This is a genomic window from Vibrio sp. 1069 (assembly GCF_033340555.1).
The window spans coordinates 12,813-30,554 of record NZ_JAWOWP010000029.1 but is presented as its reverse complement, the minus strand read 5'-3'; the positions used below and the strand labels follow the sequence as shown (position 1 = coordinate 30,554).

Genomic DNA, 17,742 nt, shown 5'->3' with positions numbered 1-17,742 from the left:
GTCTACGTTTCGCGATCCGTGAAGGTGGCCGTACAGTAGGTGCTGGTGTTGTTGCTAAGATCTTCGACTAATTCATAGCGAATTAGCGATGCTTTCGGAAAATCTTGAATTAGATTTGACGAACCAGTAGCAAAAAGGGCATCATTTGATGCCCTTTTTCTGCACTCAACATTATTTTTGCTGTTTTCTTGTTCAGAAGTGGGTTGGGCGCAGAGCAAGATTAAGCAAAGAGGCTTAATCTTAAGAAGAGTACGCTGATTTTTTCAGCGATATGGAGTTTGCCCTGCAACAGCGGGGTTGTTGTCGTCTATATTAAGACTTGTAACAGGTTGGTTTTATGAAAGCAAATAATGCTGAAACTCCTGATAGCTCAAACGCAGCAGATACGTTTAAGTGGGTAGCCGCTTTCGTATTGGCAGCTGCCGCTGTTGTGGGTAATTACCTGTATGGTGAAATGTCTGTAGTGGTTCGTGCTGCAGGCGTTGTTGTTCTTATTGCAGCTGCCTTAGGCGTTGCAGCAACAACGACTAAAGGTAAAGCAGCGATCAGTTTTGCAAAAGAATCTCGTATGGAAGTACGTAAAGTTGTTTGGCCTACTCGCCAAGAAACCATGCAAACAACACTGATCGTTTTAGCTGTAAGTATTGTAATGGCTCTAGTGCTATGGGGTATTGACGGAATTATGGTTCGTCTAGTAGCTCTAGCAACTGGGGTATAGAGGGTTTTTATTCATGAGTGAAGCTCCAAAAAAACGCTGGTATGTGGTTCAAGCCTTCTCTGGATTTGAAGGTCGTGTAGCTCAATCTCTGCGCGAGCATATCAAAATGCACGGCATGGAAGAGCTATTCGGTGAAGTACTGGTTCCTACTGAAGAAGTAGTGGAAATGCGCGCGGGTCAGCGTCGCAAATCTGAGCGTAAGTTCTTCCCAGGTTACGTCCTTGTTCAGATGATTATGAACGATGAATCATGGCACCTAGTACGCAGTGTGCCGCGTGTCATGGGCTTCATTGGTGGTACCTCAGACCGTCCGGCACCTATCACGGATAAAGAGGCTGACGCGATTCTTAATCGTCTTGAGAAAGCGAGTGAAGCGCCTCGTCCGCGTACAATGTACGAAGCGGGTGAAGTGGTACGTGTTAACGAAGGTCCATTTGCTGACTTCAACGGTACGGTTGAAGAAGTGGATTACGAGAAGAGCCGCCTGAAAGTGTCTGTATCGATCTTTGGTCGTGCGACACCAGTTGAGCTTGAATTTGGTCAGGTTGAAAAGCTGGACTAAGACTCTTCGTTAAAGAGTATAAAAAATCACCTTTTTAGGGTTGTATAAGGCGCGGATTATGACTATAATTTCGCGCCTTTTTACTTCAAGTGAAGTAAAAAGTTTCTTACACAAACGGGGAGCTGATCCGCGATTAGCGTTTGTACCCAAACTTAGGAATTATCATGGCTAAGAAAGTTGAAGCTTACATCAAGCTACAAGTTGCTGCTGGTATGGCTAACCCTAGTCCACCAGTAGGTCCTGCACTAGGTCAACACGGTGTGAACATCATGGAATTCTGTAAAGCGTTCAACGCAAAAACAGAATCTATTGAGAAAGGTCTACCAACTCCAGTAGTTATCACAGTATACAGCGACCGTTCTTTCACGTTCGTAACTAAGACCCCACCTGCTGCTGTTCTTCTTAAGAAAGCTGCTGGCGTTAAGTCTGGTTCAGGTCGTCCAAACACTGAAAAAGTTGGTACTGTAACTGACGCTCAAATCCAAGAAATCGCAGAAACTAAAGCTGCTGATATGACTGGTGCTGACATCGAAGCGATGAAGCGTTCTATCGCTGGTACTGCTCGTTCAATGGGCCTAGTGGTAGAGGGTTAATAAGATGGCAAAACTAACTAAGCGCATGCGCGTAATCCGCGAAAAAGTTGACGTAACTAAAGAATACGAAATCAACGAAGCTGTTGCTCTTCTTCAAGAACTAGCGACTGCTAAATTCGTTGAGTCTGTAGACGTTGCTGTTAACCTAGGCATTGATGCTCGTAAATCTGACCAGAACGTACGTGGTGCAACTGTACTACCTCACGGTACTGGCCGCGAAATCCGCGTTGCAGTGTTCACTCAAGGTGCTAACGCTGAAGCAGCTAAAGAAGCTGGCGCAGACATCGTAGGTATGGAAGATCTTGCTGAGCAAGTTAAGAAAGGCGAAATGAACTTTGACGTAGTTGTTGCTTCTCCAGATGCAATGCGCGTTGTAGGTCAACTAGGTACTATCCTAGGTCCTCGCGGTCTTATGCCAAACCCTAAAGTTGGTACTGTAACTCCTAACGTTGCTGAAGCAGTTAAAAACGCTAAAGCTGGTCAGGTTCGTTACCGTAACGACAAAAACGGCATCATCCACACTACTATCGGTAAAGCAAACTTCTCTGCTGAGCAGATCAAAGAGAACCTAGAAGCACTTCTAGTTGCTCTGAAGAAAGCTAAGCCATCTTCAGCGAAAGGTACTTTCCTGAAGAAAGTAAGCATCTCTACTACTATGGGTGCTGGTGTTGCTGTTGATCAGGCTAGCCTGAACACTCAAGCATAATTTATTTGCTTAGGCGCAAAATTAGTGTATAATTTTGCGCCTAATATTTGTGGTTGGGGCTGAACTTTGGTTCTTTGAACTGTCTCCTAGTTCGAAATGAATTAAGACCCAGTCTCCGTCCAAGACCGTAGGTGTTTGTGTAAAAGCAAACTTAATTATCCTACGTAGATGGTGCCCGAACTGACAGAAAGCTCTATGTAATATAGTTAACTTTCTTCTGGGGAAGCACCTCAATAGCTCTCACTGTCGTGATGATAGTGAGTGGTGTAACGACAACCAGGAGTAAATCCAAGATGGCTTTAAACCTTCAAGACAAAAAAGCAATTGTTGCTGAAGTCAACGAAGCTGCCAGTGGTGCACTTTCTGCAGTTGTAGCTGATTCTCGTGGCGTTCAAGTTGGCGCGATGACTTCTCTACGTAAACAAGCTCGTGAAGCTGGCGTTTACATGAGAGTTGTTCGTAACACTCTTGCTCGTCGTGCGGTTGAAGGTACTGAGTACGAGTGTCTAACTGACACTTTCACTGGTCCTACTCTAATCGCATTCTCTAATGAGCACCCAGGTGCTGCAGCGCGTCTTTTCAAAGACTTCGCTAAAGAGAACAAAGATTTCGAGATCAAAGCTGCTGCATTTGAAGGCGCTTTAACTGACGCTGAAGTACTAGCAACACTACCAACTTACGACGAAGCAATCGCACGCCTAATGATGTGCATGAAAGAAGCTTCGGCTGGCAAGCTGGCGCGTACTATCGCAGCTATCCGCGATCAAAAACAAGAAGCAGCGGCATAAGCCTTGCTTTTTACTGGTTGCTTAATAAACTTATTGTTGACTTAAAAGAGAATTGTTATGTCTATTACTAACGAGCAAATCCTAGACGCAGTTGCAGAAATGTCTGTAATGCAAGTTGTTGAACTAATCGAAGCAATGGAAGAGAAATTCGGTGTTTCTGCTGCTGCTGCTGTTGTAGCTGGCGGCGCTGCTGCAGGCGAAGCTGCTGCTGAGCAAACTGAATTCGACGTAATCCTAGAAGCTGCTGGCGGTAACAAAGTTGCTGTAATCAAAGCAGTACGTGGCGCAACTGGCCTAGGTCTTAAAGAAGCTAAAGCTCTAGTAGACGGCGCTCCAGCACCTCTTAAAGAAGGTGTTGAGAAAGCAGAAGCTGAAGCTCTTAAAGCTCAGCTAGAAGAAGCTGGTGCAACTGTTGCTGTTAAGTAATTATTGCATAGTTTCTTAGCCTAACGGCTAATTGGCTGGTGGTTTTTTAACCACCGGCCTTTTTGCGCTGTAGGGTATAGGCGAATTTTCCCGCTGTTTAAGCGCCTGATATCCATGCAAAAAACATTTCATTCTTACGAAATGAAATGTCACTACAGTAAACAGCTATATTAGTCACTGTCCCTTACCCCCCTTAAGTAACTAGGAGCGGGCGGACAGTTTGGGTCACTTATCAGCGAGCTGAGGAACCCCATGGTTTACTCTTATACCGAGAAAAAGCGCATCCGTAAGGACTTTGGTACTCGTCCACAAGTTTTGGACATTCCATACCTGCTATCGATCCAGCTCGATTCGTTCGACAAATTTATCGAACAGGATCCTGAAGGTCAATACGGTCTTGAAGCCGCTTTCCGTTCTGTATTCCCGATTCAGAGCTACAACGGCAATTCTGAGCTGCAATACGTTAGCTACCGTCTTGGTGAGCCAGTTTTTGACGTTAAAGAATGTCAAATCCGCGGTGTAACTTACTCAAAGCCACTACGTGTAAAACTACGCCTAGTTATCTTTGATAAAGACGCGCCAGCAGGTACTGTAAAAGACATTAAAGAACAAGAAGTCTACATGGGTGAAATTCCACTCATGACAGACAATGGTACCTTCGTAATCAACGGTACCGAGAGGGTTATCGTATCCCAGCTGCACCGAAGCCCAGGCGTGTTCTTCGACAGCGATAAGGGTAAGACCCACTCTTCAGGTAAAGTTTTATACAACGCACGTGTTATTCCTTACCGTGGTTCATGGCTTGATTTCGAGTTTGATCCTAAGGATAACTTGTACGTTCGTATCGACCGCCGTCGTAAGCTACCAGCATCGATCATCCTTCGAGCACTAGGTAAGTCGACAGAAGAAATCCTAGATATCTTCTTCGAGAAAGTGAACTTCGAAGTGAAAGACCAAACTCTATTGATGGAGTTGGTTCCTGATCGTCTACGTGGTGAAACTGCGTCATTCGACATCGAAGCAAATGGTAAAGTTTACGTTGAGCAGGGTCGTCGCGTAACAGCTCGTCATATCCGCCAACTAGAAAAAGATGGCGTTGATCACATCGAAGTACCAGTTGAGTACATCGTTGGTAAAGTTGCATCTAAAGATTACATCAATGAAGCAACTGGCGAGATCATTGTTAACGCTAACCAGGAAATCAGCCTGGAAGCATTAGCGAACCTATCTCAGGCAGGCCACAAAGCGCTAGAAGTTCTATTTACGAACGATCTAGACCACGGTCCATTCATGTCAGAAACATTACGTATCGACAGCACGGTTGATCGTATTTCTGCATTGGTAGAAATCTACCGCATGATGCGCCCTGGTGAGCCGCCAACAAAAGAAGCTGCAGAAGCTCTATTCGAAAGCCTATTCTTCTCTGAAGAGCGTTACGATCTATCGACTGTTGGTCGTATGAAGTTCAACAGCTCTATCGGCCGTGAAGATGCTCAAGAGCAAGGCACACTTGATGAAACTGATATCATCGAAGTGATGAAGAAGCTGATCGCGATCCGTAACGGTAAGGGCGAAGTGGACGATATCGACCACCTAGGCAACCGTCGTATCCGTTCTGTAGGCGAAATGGCTGAGAACCAGTTCCGTGTAGGTCTAGTACGTGTTGAGCGTGCAGTTAAAGAGCGTCTAAGCCTAGGCGATCTTGACGCAATCATGCCTCAAGACTTGATCAACGCGAAGCCAATTTCTGCGGCAGTTAAAGAATTCTTTGGCTCTTCACAGCTTTCACAGTTCATGGACCAAAACAACCCGCTATCAGAAGTAACGCACAAGCGTCGTATTTCTGCGTTGGGTCCTGGCGGTCTAACTCGTGAACGTGCTGGCTTCGAAGTACGTGACGTACACGTAACTCACTACGGTCGTCTATGTCCTATCGAAACGCCTGAAGGTCCAAACATCGGTCTGATCAACTCTCTATCTGCGTTTGCGCGTTGTAACGAGTACGGTTTCCTAGAGACACCATACCGTCGCGTTGTAGATGGCGTAGTAACAGACGAAGTAGATTACCTATCTGCAATCGAAGAAGGCCAATTCGTTATCGCACAGGCGAACGCTAAGCTAAACGAAGATGGTACTTTTGCAGATGAGCTGATCACAGCTCGTCAGAAAGGTGAATCTGGTCTACACCCTCGTGAGCACGCTCAGTACATGGACGTTGCGACAAACCAGGTTGTATCTATCGCTGCATCGCTTATCCCGTTCCTAGAACACGATGATGCGAACCGTGCATTGATGGGTGCGAACATGCAACGTCAGGCAGTTCCAACACTGAAAGCTGACAAACCGCTTGTTGGTACTGGTATTGAACGTAACGTAGCAGTTGACTCAGGTGTAACTGCAGTTGCTAAACGTGGTGGTGTAATCCAGTCAGTAGATGCTTCTCGTATCGTTGTTAAAGTTAACGAAGAAGAGCTAGTACCAGGTGAAGCTGGTATCGACATCTACAACCTGACTAAATACACACGTTCTAACCAGAACACATGTATTAACCAGCGCCCATGTGTGATGCCAGGTGAGCCTGTATCACGCGGTGACGTTCTTGCTGATGGTCCTTCAACAGACCTTGGTGAACTAGCGCTTGGTCAAAACATGCGTATCGCGTTCATGCCTTGGAACGGTTACAACTTCGAAGACTCGATCTTAGTATCTGAGCGCGTAGTTCAAGAAGACCGTTTCACGACTATCCACATCCAAGAACTGACTTGTGTGGCGCGTGATACTAAGCTTGGTTCTGAAGAGATCACAGCGGATATTCCAAACGTAGGTGAGTCTGCTCTGTCTAAACTAGACGAGTCAGGTATCGTTTACATCGGTGCTGAAGTTAAGGGTGGCGACATCCTAGTTGGTAAAGTTACACCTAAAGGTGAAACTCAGCTAACGCCTGAAGAGAAGCTACTACGTGCAATCTTCGGTGAAAAAGCATCTGACGTTAAAGATACTTCACTACGTGTACCTAACTCTGTATCAGGTACGATCATCGACGTTCAAGTCTTTACTCGCGATGGCGTAGAGAAAGACAAGCGTGCGCTTGAAATCGAACAGATGCAGCTTAAAGAAGCGAAGAAAGACCTAACTGAAGAATTCCAGATTCTTGAGGGCGGCCTTCTAAACCGTGTTAAAGCTGTATTGATTGAAGGCGGTTACTCTGAAGCGAAACTAGACACAACTGATCGTAAGAAGTGGCTAGAACTAACGCTAGAAGATGACGCACTACAAACTCAGCTTGAGCAACTTGCTGAGCAGTGGGATGAGCTAAAAGCTGACTTCGATAAGAAGTTCGAAACTAAGCGTCGTAAGATCACTCAAGGTGATGATTTAGCACCTGGCGTCCTGAAGATCGTTAAGGTTTACCTAGCGGTTAAACGTCGCATTCAGCCTGGTGATAAGATGGCGGGTCGTCACGGTAACAAGGGTGTAATCTCTAAGATCAACCCTGTTGAAGACATGCCATACGATGAGAAAGGTCAGCCTGTAGACATCGTACTTAACCCACTGGGTGTACCTTCGCGTATGAACATCGGTCAGATCCTAGAAGTACACTTAGGTCTGGCAGCGAAAGGTATCGGTGACAAGATCAACCAGATGGTTAAAGAGCAGCAAGAACTAGCGAAATTCCGCGAGTTCCTACAAAAAGTTTACGATCTAGGCGACACTCGCCAGAAAGTAGACATTGCTTCTCTATCTGATGATGAAGTACGTACTCTGATCAAGAACTTGCGTGGCGGTCTACCAATCGCGACTCCTGTATTTGATGGCGCTCCAGAAGAGTCAATCAAAGCACTTCTTGAGCTAGCAGATCTACCAACATCAGGTCAGTTAACACTGTTTGATGGTCGCACAGGTGATGCGTTTGAGCGTCCTGTAACTGTTGGTTACATGTACATGCTGAAACTGAACCACCTTGTTGATGACAAGATGCACGCTCGTTCAACTGGTTCGTACAGCCTAGTAACTCAGCAACCACTAGGTGGTAAAGCTCAGTTCGGTGGTCAGCGTTTCGGTGAGATGGAAGTATGGGCACTAGAAGCATACGGTGCTGCTTACACGCTACAAGAAATGCTAACGGTTAAGTCGGATGACGTTAACGGCCGTACTAAGATGTACAAGAACATCGTAGACGGTAACCACAGCATGGAACCTGGCATGCCAGAATCGTTCAACGTACTGTTGAAAGAGATCCGCTCGCTAGGTATCAACATCGAGCTAGAAGACGAAGAGTAATCCTTTTCTCTCTTGATGAAAGTCGAGAGAATCAAAGCGATTATTTGGAAGAAGGTGCTCACTTTAGCGAGTGAGCTCCTTTTAACTCCTTACAGGAGCTGATTGTGAAAGACTTATTAAACTTTCTAAAAGCACAGCATAAGACCGAAGAATTTGATGCAATCAAAATCGGTCTATCTTCACCAGACATGATCCGTTCATGGTCTTTCGGTGAAGTTAAAAAACCTGAAACGATCAACTATCGTACGTTCAAACCTGAACGCGATGGTCTGTTCTGTGCGCGTATCTTTGGTCCAGTTAAAGACTACGAATGTCTTTGTGGTAAGTACAAGCGCCTGAAGCACCGTGGTGTTATCTGTGAGAAGTGTGGTGTAGAAGTTACACAAACTAAAGTTCGTCGTGACCGTATGGGCCACATTGAACTGGCTTCACCAGTAGCTCACATCTGGTTCCTAAAATCGCTACCGTCTCGTATCGGTCTACTAATGGATATCCCTCTACGTGATATCGAACGCGTTCTGTACTTCGAAATGTACGTAGTAACAGAGCCTGGTATGACTGATCTAGAAAAAGGTCAGATGCTTACTGAAGAAGAGTATCTAGATCGTCTAGAAGAGTGGGGCGACGAGTTCACTGCTAAGATGGGTGCGGAAGCTATCAAGGACCTACTAGGTTCTATGGATATGCACGCTGAAGCAGAACAAATGCGTGAAGAGTTAGAGACAACAAACTCTGAAACTAAGCGTAAGAAAGTAACTAAGCGTCTTAAGCTGGTAGAAGCGTTCATCGCATCGGGTAACAACCCTGAGTGGATGATCCTAACTGTACTTCCAGTACTTCCGCCAGATCTACGTCCTCTAGTACCTCTAGATGGCGGTCGCTTTGCGACTTCTGATCTTAACGATCTATACCGTCGTGTGATCAACCGTAACAACCGTTTGAAGCGTCTTCTAGAGCTAGCTGCTCCGGACATCATCGTACGTAACGAAAAACGTATGCTGCAAGAGTCTGTTGATGCGCTACTAGATAACGGTCGTCGTGGTCGTGCGATCACAGGTTCTAACAAGCGTCCTCTGAAATCTCTTGCTGATATGATCAAGGGTAAACAAGGTCGTTTCCGTCAGAACCTTCTAGGTAAACGTGTAGACTACTCTGGCCGTTCTGTAATCACAGTAGGTCCATACCTTCGTCTACACCAGTGTGGTCTTCCTAAGAAGATGGCACTTGAGCTATTCAAACCATTCATCTACAGCAAGCTAGAGACTCGTGGTCTTGCGACTACAATCAAAGCTGCTAAGAAAATGGTAGAGCGTGAAGAAGCGGTCGTTTGGGATATCCTAGACGAAGTAATCCGTGAACACCCAGTACTATTGAACCGTGCACCGACACTTCACCGTCTAGGTATCCAGGCGTTCGAACCAGTACTGATCGAAGGTAAAGCGATTCAGCTACACCCACTTGTTTGTGCGGCGTACAACGCGGACTTCGATGGTGACCAAATGGCGGTTCACGTACCTCTAACTCTAGAGGCACAACTTGAAGCTCGTACTCTGATGATGTCGACAAACAACATTCTGTCGCCAGCGTCAGGTGATCCGATCATCGTACCTTCTCAGGACGTTGTATTGGGTCTGTACTACATGACTCGTGAAAAGATCAACGTGAAAGGTGAAGGCATGTACCTTTCTGGCCCAGAAGAGGCTGAGAAAGCATACCGCACTAAACAAGCTGAGCTTCACGCACGCGTTAAAGTACGTATTACAGAAACTATTGTAGACGAAGACGGCAACAGCACTACAGAAACCAAGATGGTAGACACCACTGTTGGTCGTGCAATGCTATGGCAAATAGTGCCAGCTGGTCTACCGTATAGCATCGTTAACCAAAAGCTAGGTAAGAAGCAAATCTCTAACCTACTTAACGAGGCGTACCGTAAACTAGGTCTGAAAGACACAGTAATCTTCGCTGACCAAATCATGTACACAGGTTTCGCATACGCGGCACTTTCTGGTGTATCTGTTGGTATCGACGATATGGTTGTACCAGCAGCTAAGTACACTGAAATCGCAGAAGCGGAAGAAGAAGTACGTGAAATCCAGGAACAGTACCAATCAGGTCTTGTTACTGCAGGCGAACGCTACAACAAAGTTATCGATATCTGGGCATCGACCAACGACCGTGTTGCGAAAGCAATGATGGAAAACCTTTCATCTGAAACGGTAGTTAACCGTGACGGTGAAGAGGAACAGCAAGAGTCATTCAACAGCATCTACATGATGGCGGACTCGGGCGCTCGTGGTTCTGCAGCACAGATTCGTCAGCTTGCGGGTATGCGTGGTCTGATGGCGCGTCCAGATGGTTCAATCATCGAAACGCCGATCACAGCGAACTTTAAAGAAGGTCTAAACGTACTTCAGTACTTTATCTCAACGCACGGTGCTCGTAAGGGTCTTGCGGATACGGCACTGAAAACAGCGAACTCGGGTTACCTAACTCGTCGTCTAGTAGACGTTGCTCAAGACGTTGTTGTAACTGAACATGACTGTGGCACTCACGAAGGTGTCGACATGATGCCTCACATCGAGGGTGGTGATGTTAAAGTTGCACTTTCTGAGCTTGCTCTTGGTCGTGTTGTTGCTGAAGACGTACTAAAACCTGGCACTGAAGACGTTCTTATTCCACGTAACACCCTGATCGATGAGAAGTGGTGTCAAATCATGGAAGAGAACTCAGTAGACAGCATGAAAGTGCGCTCTGTAGTAACGTGTGATTCTGACTTCGGTTGTTGTGCACAATGTTACGGTCGTGACCTAGCACGTGGTCACCTAGTGAACCAAGGTGAAGCAGTGGGTGTTATTGCTGCTCAGTCTATCGGTGAGCCAGGTACACAGCTAACGATGCGTACGTTCCACATCGGTGGTGCGGCATCGACAGCAGCGGCAGAGAACAGTGTTCAAGTTAAGAACAACGGTTCTATCAAGCTACACAACGCTAAATCTGTATTGGCTGATGACGGTAAGATCGTTATCACTTCTCGTGCGACAGAGTTAACTATCGTTGATGAGTTTGGTCGTACTAAAGAGAAGCACAAACTGCCTTACGGTACGCTACTAAGCAAAGGCGATGGTGATACAGTTCAAGCTGGCGAAACAGTTGCAAACTGGGAAGCGCACACACTACCTATCATTACTGAGGTAGCAGGTCGCATCCAGTTCGTAGATATGATCGACGGCGTAACAGTATCTCGTCAAACTGATGACCTAACTGGTCTATCTTCAAGCGAAGTAACTGACCCAGCAGCTCGCCCTTCAGCAGGTAAAGATATGCGTCCAGCTATCAAACTTGTTGACGAGCAAGGTAACGATGTAATGATCCCTGGTACTGATATGCCAGCTCACTACTTCCTACCTGGTAAAGCGATTGTGAACATCGAAGATGGCGCAGCAGTAGGTGTTGGTGCAACACTAGCACGTATTCCTCAGAAGTCTGGCGGTAACAAAGATATCACCGGTGGTCTTCCACGAGTTGCTGACCTATTTGAAGCACGTAAGCCGAAAGAGCCTGCAATCCTTGCTGAGCACACAGGTACTGTGAGCTTTGGTAAAGAGACGAAAGGTAAACGTCGCCTAGTGATCACACGTGAAAGCGGTGAAGCTTACGAAGAGATGATTCCTAAGCATCGTCAGTTGAACGTATTCGAAGGTGAAAAAGTTGAACGTGGTGACGTGATCGCAGATGGTCCAGAGTCTCCACATGACATCCTACGTCTACGTGGCGTACACGCGGTAACGCAGTACATTGCTAACGAAGTACAGGAAGTTTACCGTCTACAAGGCGTTAAGATTAACGATAAGCACATTGAAACTATCGTTCGTCAGATGCTACGTAAGTGTACTATTACTCACTCTGGTGACTCTGAGTTCCTACCTGGTGAACAGATTGAGTACTCACAAGTTAAGATTGCTAACCGTAACCTAGAAGCTGAAGGCAAAGAGCCTGCACGTTTCGAACGTGAACTACTAGGTATTACTAAAGCATCTCTAGCGACTGAGTCGTTCATCTCTGCGGCATCGTTCCAGGAGACAACTCGCGTACTAACAGAAGCTGCGGTTTCTGGTAAGCGTGATGACCTACGTGGTCTGAAAGAGAACGTAATTGTTGGTCGTCTGATCCCAGCTGGTACTGGTTTCGCATACCACCAAGAGCGTCAAGCTAAACGTTCTGAAGCGCAAGATGGTCCTTCTGCTGAGCAAGCAACGGATAACCTAGCGGCACTTCTAAACGCTGGTTTCTCTTCTGAAGAGTAAGTCATATAACGAGTAATCGTTAAAAGCTTAAGAAAAAGGCACCTTCGGGTGCCTTTTTAGTTTTTTATACTGCTTTGTTCTTCCGGTGGGATTTTCGATAAAGCTAGAAACAAAAAAGACCGACGATGATCGTCAGTCTTTTCTCTCACTCTATTTCTAAATGTTTGCAAATACTAAGCCCCAGGTGGCATAGACAGGCTTTCTGCGATTTGCTGTATCAGATAGTCCTCGACTTCAAAGCGAGTCTCAAGAATTTCCCCAATGAGACACATATCAGAATCGAAATCATTTAATTCATCATCTTCAGTCACTTCTGAGTACTTATCGTTAAAGTTCAATAATGGTTCAGTCGTTAGAACAATTTGACCATAGGTTTGATTGATCTCATTAGTCACGACAAAGCCGGTTGCTTTCCAACGGTCCATAACCATGTCATAAATTTTAAAGTGGCCTTCGGAGATGTAATCAACGAGGTGCTGACAGAAATCCTGCAGTTCGGAAGGAGATGGGAGTTCAATAACATTGGTTTTCGAACAAGGTTGCAGCGCTGCAAGCTTACAATATTCAACAATCAGGGATTGTCGTGTCTCTAACCAGTGATCAATGACATCACTTGAGCCACCCCACTGGTCTTGTGTTTGTTTGAATTTTCTTAGCATGACCATGCCCTCATGATCTGATCGCCCATCGGCGAACGTATCCTTTGCAAAGCAAAGTTAGTAAAGTTATTACAAACTCTTGTCCTTACTAGAATTTAGAGTGCACATTTACTTAACGATAAACTCTAGTATGAAATTAGATTGCCAGTAAAATGAACGAACTTCAAGCAAAGGGATGGTGTAATGTTAAGAAAAGGTGATGTTAACCGCGCGATAAATGCATACTGGTGTGTTGTTGCAGGAAGTGAAATTTGGCTGGTGGATGGTGCTGTGCCCTTCGGGTCAGCAGAGCAGTTATCACTGCCAGTAACGAGTGCAAGACCCATTGGTGAGTATTCTGGTTCGCCCGTCATGTGGCTTAACTTGGCCGATTTAGAGCATGATCTACCTTTAGTATCCCTGCGTGACTGCCTGCATTTTCCTGAGCCATTATTTATGTTGTTAAGTAAAGCTGTGCAATATGGGCACATGACGCAAAGTTTGCGCTTTTGTCCACAGTGCGGGGGAAGAAACTTTCTTAATAATAACCAGTTAGCCATGCAGTGTGGTGAATGTCGCACCCTTCATTATCCTAGAATATTTCCGTGTATTATCGTTGCTGTACGTAAAGAAAATCAGATCTTATTAGCCCAACATCCAAGGCATCGAAATGGTATGTATACGGTTATTGCGGGTTTTCTAGAAGTCGGTGAGACATTAGAAGAGTGCGTGGCTCGAGAAATTCATGAAGAAACGGGAATTCTCGTTAAAAATATTCGTTACTTTGGCAGCCAGCCTTGGGCTTTCCCATCCAGTATGATGATGGGGTTTTTAGCTGACTATGAATCCGGAGAGTTAAGCCCAGACTACACTGAGCTGTCTGATGCACAATGGTTTGGTATCGACGAGATGCCGCCTGTTGCGCCTAAAGGAACGATTGCAAGAGCACTTATCGAACAAACGCTGAAAGATATAGACTCTAATTGTCTGATAAATAGATAAAAAAAACCCTCCGAGAGGGAGGGGGTAAGTAAGATGTCGTTATGAGATGCTGAGTACTAAGTACTCAGTTTATAATTGTAGTTTTCGCTAGCGAACAAATTTTTAACACTGATACCGATTGGGTGCAAATTAAGCATTGATTTAAAAGTTAATAACTTGATCCAGGTTGCAAAGCACACAGCTATTGGACTTAAATCAGTGATAGAATACCCCCTTTCACAGAAAGCCTAACAGTTGGAATTACGGAATGACTGAATTAAAAAATGATCGTTATCTGCGTGCGCTTTTAAAAGAGCCGGTAGATTACACGCCAGTATGGATGATGCGCCAGGCAGGTCGTTACCTACCAGAATACAAAGCGACTCGTGCAGAAGCGGGTGATTTCATGTCTTTGTGTCGAAATGCAGAGTTAGCATCCGAAGTGACACTTCAACCATTACGCCGTTTTCCTCTTGATGCCGCGATCTTATTCTCGGACATCTTAACGATTCCAGATGCAATGGGGCTTGGTTTGCGTTTTGCTGCGGGTGAAGGACCTGTTTTTGATAACCCAATTACATGCAAAGCCGACGTGGAAAAAATTGGTTTGCCAGATCCTGAAGGTGAACTGCAATACGTAATGAACGCAGTACGCCAGATCCGTAAAGACCTGAAGGGTGAAGTGCCGCTGATTGGTTTTTCTGGTAGCCCTTGGACTCTTGCGACGTACATGATCGAAGGTGGTAGCTCTAAAGCGTTTACCAAGATCAAGAAGATGATGTACGCGGAACCACAAACTCTGCACCTACTTCTAGATAAGCTGGCAGACAGCGTTATCGAGTACTTAAACGCGCAAATTAAAGCGGGTGCGCAATCGGTAATGGTATTTGACACATGGGGTGGCGTACTAACGCCTCGTGATTACAATCTGTTCTCACTGCAATACATGCACAAGATTGTAGATGGTCTGATTCGTGAAAACGACGGTCGTCGCGTGCCAGTCACACTGTTTACTAAGAATGGCGGCATGTGGCTTGAGCAAATCGCAGCAACGGGCTGTGATGCGGTTGGTCTAGACTGGACAATCAACATTGCAGACGCGAAAGCACGTATCGGTGATAAAGTGGCGCTGCAAGGTAACATGGACCCATCAATGCTTTACGCTTCACCAGAGCGTATCCGTGAAGAAGTCGCGGGTATTCTAGAAGGTTTTGGTGATGCAGGTACTGGTCATGTGTTCAACCTAGGTCACGGTATCCATTTGGATGTGCCGCCAGAAAACGCGGGCGTATTTGTGGAAGCGGTACACGAGCTATCTAAGCCATACCACAAGTAAGTTAGATCTTTTGAAATCAAATGCCGGCATTCAGTGCCGGTATTTTTTGCCTAAAATTCATTTTTTCTATCTGAGACTCAAGGCTGTACAGCTCTAGTAGTATTTGGCCTACCATGATCTAATTACTACTCTAGCTGTACATTAGACATTAAAATTTAATATAAACAAATACTTATAATTTCTGGTTTTATGTTCTAAGTTTCTTGTACAGATAAACAAGCAATTAGATCATGGGTAACCTAAAGCATCGAGTGAACGCGTTTTTTAAGGTATGGTACGACGTCAGATTCAAACCAAGGATTCTTCTTTAACCACAATGTATTGCGTGGAGATGGGTGAGGGAGCGGGATAAAGTCCGGTTCCCAATCTTGCCATTGCTGAACGGTTTGCGTGAGCGTCTTTGGTTTGTTGGTGAGATAGTACTGCTGCGAGTACTGACCAATTAGTAGAGTGAGCTCTATATTGGGCAGCTGCTCAAGAATCTTTTTATGCCAAGTGGGCGCACATTCTTTACGAGGCGGTAAATCACCAGAGTTCCCTTTGCCTGGATAACAGAATCCCATTGGGACAATGGCAATTTTATTTGGGTCGTAGAAAACGTCTTTGTCGATATCGAGCCATTGGCGTAATCGATCACCACTTGGGTCATTCCAAGGTATCGAGGTTTTGTGTACACGTGTGCCAGGGGCCTGACCGATGATTAGGATGCGTGCCCCTTTTGCTGCTTGCACGACAGGGTTTGCACCCAAAGGTAAGTTATCCGCGCAGATCTGGCAGGCCCTCACTTGCTGCAATAGCTCGTCTAACGACATTCTTAGTAACCCTTTTCGAAATCCACTTGATAATTTAATGAAAACCCATCGCGCCAGCGTAGATAGTTGTCAGCAAAAATCTCGATGACTTGCTCGGGAAAACTCAGCGCAGCAATGTGTGGAGTGATGGTGACTTGCGGTAGTTTCCAAAATGGATGCTCTACCGACAACGGTTCTTGATCAAACACATCTAAGAAGGCGTGTTCTACCCAACGGTTTTTCAGAGCGAAGAGCAACCCTGCCTCATCCAGTACGTCGCCACGACCTACGTTAAACAATAACGCCTGATTTAGTTGGCTGAGCGTTTGACGATTAAGTAACTGTCGCGTCTCAGGTGTACTTGGTAGAGTATTCACAACGATGTCGGCTTGCTCAAATGCCTTACTTAGTTCATTGATATGAAAGGTCTGATGAAACTCGCCGCCTGGAGTAGGGATACCTGTGCGGTTAATACCGATAGTTTTTATCCCCATTGCTTTAGCGGCGTTGCCCAGATAGTCCCCAATGCTACCGGTACCAAGAATTACCATGGTTTTACTTTTTAATGACGTGTACAGGTGAGGCTGCCATTGTTTGTTTTGTTGCTGCTGGTGGTATCGGGCAAAGTGGCGGTAATGGGCAATACTGTAACCCAAAACATATTCAGCAATCAGTGGACCAAAGATGCCTCGAACGTTAGTTAGAGTATAGTCCTGACGAAGGCTAGGGGATGTTAAGGCGTTGACACCAGCAAACGTGGATTGTACCCATTCAAGCTGTGAAAACTCGTCTAAGCTTTGTGATAGTAAGGGTGGATCCGCTAGTACGATCTGAGCGGCTTCTGGTTGGTCGGTGAGGCAAAGATCGGGCAGATTTTTCTCTGCCAGTAACGTTTTGTAGGTGTCGCGATGCTCTGAGAGCAGGAAAATCTGATTTGAATGCGGCATTAACTTTTTTCCCTGTGATGAATCAAGTACACTTTCGCTGTTTTTTTCTTCAATGATTGAGTGACTATGCTTAAGAATCCTCTTCAGGTTCGTTTAGAAAAACTAGAACCTTGGCAACAAATTACCTTTATGGCGTGTCTGTGTGAACGCATGTATCCAAACTATGCGATGTTTTGTGAGAATACAGAATTTGCTGACCCGCGTGCTTACCGAGCGATTCTTGATAGTGTATGGGAAATTTTGACAGTTAAGAACGCGAAAATTAACTTCGAACGCCAATTAGAGAAGTTAGAAGAATTGTTCCCAAGTGCGGATGAGTTCGATTTTTACGGCGTTTACCCAGCGATGGACGCGTGTCAGGGTTTGTCTACGTTACTGCATGGTCTATTGGATCGCGACTACCTTTTCGATTCAATGCTTAAAGTGAGCCAACAGTCGGTACAAACCGTTGCTGACCTAGAGCAAGCGCAAGGTGCAGAGCCAATCACCAACGACAACCAGAAAGAAAACGAAGCCGTATGTGAAGAGTGGGACGTCCAGTGGGCTATCTTCCGTCCGCTGCGTGAAGCGGTAGAACGTGACATCAGCTTGATTAAAGATTTGCGTGAAGAGCTACGTGAAGAAGGTGTGAGCAACATCGGTATTGCACTTTAATCGTTGAATAAATA

At 45.6% G+C, this 17,742-nt stretch carries 14 protein-coding genes and 1 pseudogene; 12 read left to right on the top strand and 3 right to left on the bottom strand.

Annotation, left to right across the window (positions count from 1 at the left end; translation table 11 throughout):
- The 9 genes and pseudogenes from R7040_RS23245 to rpoC all read left to right on the top strand — a co-directional run.
- Positions 1-71: pseudogene (locus R7040_RS23245) on the top strand (elongation factor Tu); the annotation flags it as partial.
- Positions 72-337: 266 nt separating this feature from the next.
- Positions 338-718: a preprotein translocase subunit SecE gene (secE, locus tag R7040_RS23240; RefSeq protein ID WP_005384680.1), complete on the top strand. Its 381-nt coding sequence runs from the start codon at positions 338-340 to the stop codon at positions 716-718.
- 13 nt (positions 719-731) lie between these two features.
- On the top strand, positions 732-1,280 hold the full coding sequence (gene nusG, locus R7040_RS23235; protein ID WP_005384681.1) for a transcription termination/antitermination protein NusG: 549 nt from the start codon (positions 732-734) through the stop codon (positions 1,278-1,280).
- A 164-nt stretch (positions 1,281-1,444) separates the two neighbouring features.
- Positions 1,445-1,873, top strand: a complete 429-nt coding sequence (gene rplK, locus R7040_RS23230) for a 50S ribosomal protein L11 (protein ID WP_005384682.1) — start codon at positions 1,445-1,447, stop codon at positions 1,871-1,873.
- A 4-nt stretch (positions 1,874-1,877) separates the two neighbouring features.
- Positions 1,878-2,579: a 50S ribosomal protein L1 gene (gene rplA, locus R7040_RS23225; protein ID WP_005384683.1), complete on the top strand. Its 702-nt coding sequence runs from the start codon at positions 1,878-1,880 to the stop codon at positions 2,577-2,579.
- 293 nt (positions 2,580-2,872) lie between these two features.
- Positions 2,873-3,367: a 50S ribosomal protein L10 gene (gene rplJ, locus R7040_RS23220; protein ID WP_005382538.1), complete on the top strand. Its 495-nt coding sequence runs from the start codon at positions 2,873-2,875 to the stop codon at positions 3,365-3,367.
- A gap of 57 nt (positions 3,368-3,424) precedes the next feature.
- Positions 3,425-3,793 (top strand): 50S ribosomal protein L7/L12, encoded by a 369-nt coding sequence (rplL, locus tag R7040_RS23215; protein WP_005382540.1) that lies wholly within the window; start codon positions 3,425-3,427, stop codon positions 3,791-3,793.
- Positions 3,794-4,045: 252 nt separating this feature from the next.
- The gene (gene rpoB / locus R7040_RS23210) at positions 4,046-8,074 is read left to right on the top strand and encodes a DNA-directed RNA polymerase subunit beta (RefSeq protein ID WP_005384685.1); all 4,029 of its coding nucleotides are present in this window, start codon (positions 4,046-4,048) and stop codon (positions 8,072-8,074) included.
- A 104-nt stretch (positions 8,075-8,178) separates the two neighbouring features.
- Positions 8,179-12,381, top strand: a complete 4,203-nt coding sequence (gene rpoC, locus R7040_RS23205) for a DNA-directed RNA polymerase subunit beta' (protein ID WP_258470318.1) — start codon at positions 8,179-8,181, stop codon at positions 12,379-12,381.
- Positions 12,382-12,554: 173 nt separating this feature from the next.
- On the opposite strand, the gene R7040_RS23200 is transcribed toward rpoC, so the two are convergent.
- Positions 12,555-13,046, bottom strand: coding sequence for an Rsd/AlgQ family anti-sigma factor (locus tag R7040_RS23200; protein ID WP_005382515.1), 492 nt, complete (start codon positions 13,044-13,046; stop codon positions 12,555-12,557).
- 177 nt (positions 13,047-13,223) lie between these two features.
- On the opposite strand from R7040_RS23200, the gene nudC reads away from it, so the two are divergent.
- Together nudC and hemE are read left to right on the top strand one after the other, a co-directional pair.
- Complete coding sequence (gene nudC / locus R7040_RS23195; protein ID WP_005382516.1) at positions 13,224-14,021, top strand: NAD(+) diphosphatase; 798 nt, start codon at positions 13,224-13,226, stop codon at positions 14,019-14,021.
- A gap of 247 nt (positions 14,022-14,268) precedes the next feature.
- Complete coding sequence (gene hemE / locus R7040_RS23190) at positions 14,269-15,336, top strand: uroporphyrinogen decarboxylase (RefSeq protein ID WP_005384692.1); 1,068 nt, start codon at positions 14,269-14,271, stop codon at positions 15,334-15,336.
- 239 nt (positions 15,337-15,575) lie between these two features.
- On the opposite strand, the gene R7040_RS23185 is transcribed toward hemE, so the two are convergent.
- Entirely contained in the window at positions 15,576-16,148 is a 573-nt protein-coding gene (locus R7040_RS23185) for a uracil-DNA glycosylase family protein (RefSeq protein ID WP_005382518.1), read from the bottom strand.
- A 2-nt stretch (positions 16,149-16,150) separates the two neighbouring features.
- Positions 16,151-17,074, bottom strand: coding sequence for a D-2-hydroxyacid dehydrogenase (locus R7040_RS23180; protein WP_258470320.1), 924 nt, complete (start codon positions 17,072-17,074; stop codon positions 16,151-16,153).
- 66 nt (positions 17,075-17,140) lie between these two features.
- Between R7040_RS23180 and R7040_RS23175 the strand changes: the two genes are divergently transcribed.
- A complete protein-coding gene (locus R7040_RS23175) occupies positions 17,141-17,728 on the top strand; it encodes a YjaG family protein (protein WP_005382520.1) in 588 nt (195 codons plus the stop codon).
- The last annotated feature ends 14 nt before the right edge of the window (positions 17,729-17,742 follow it).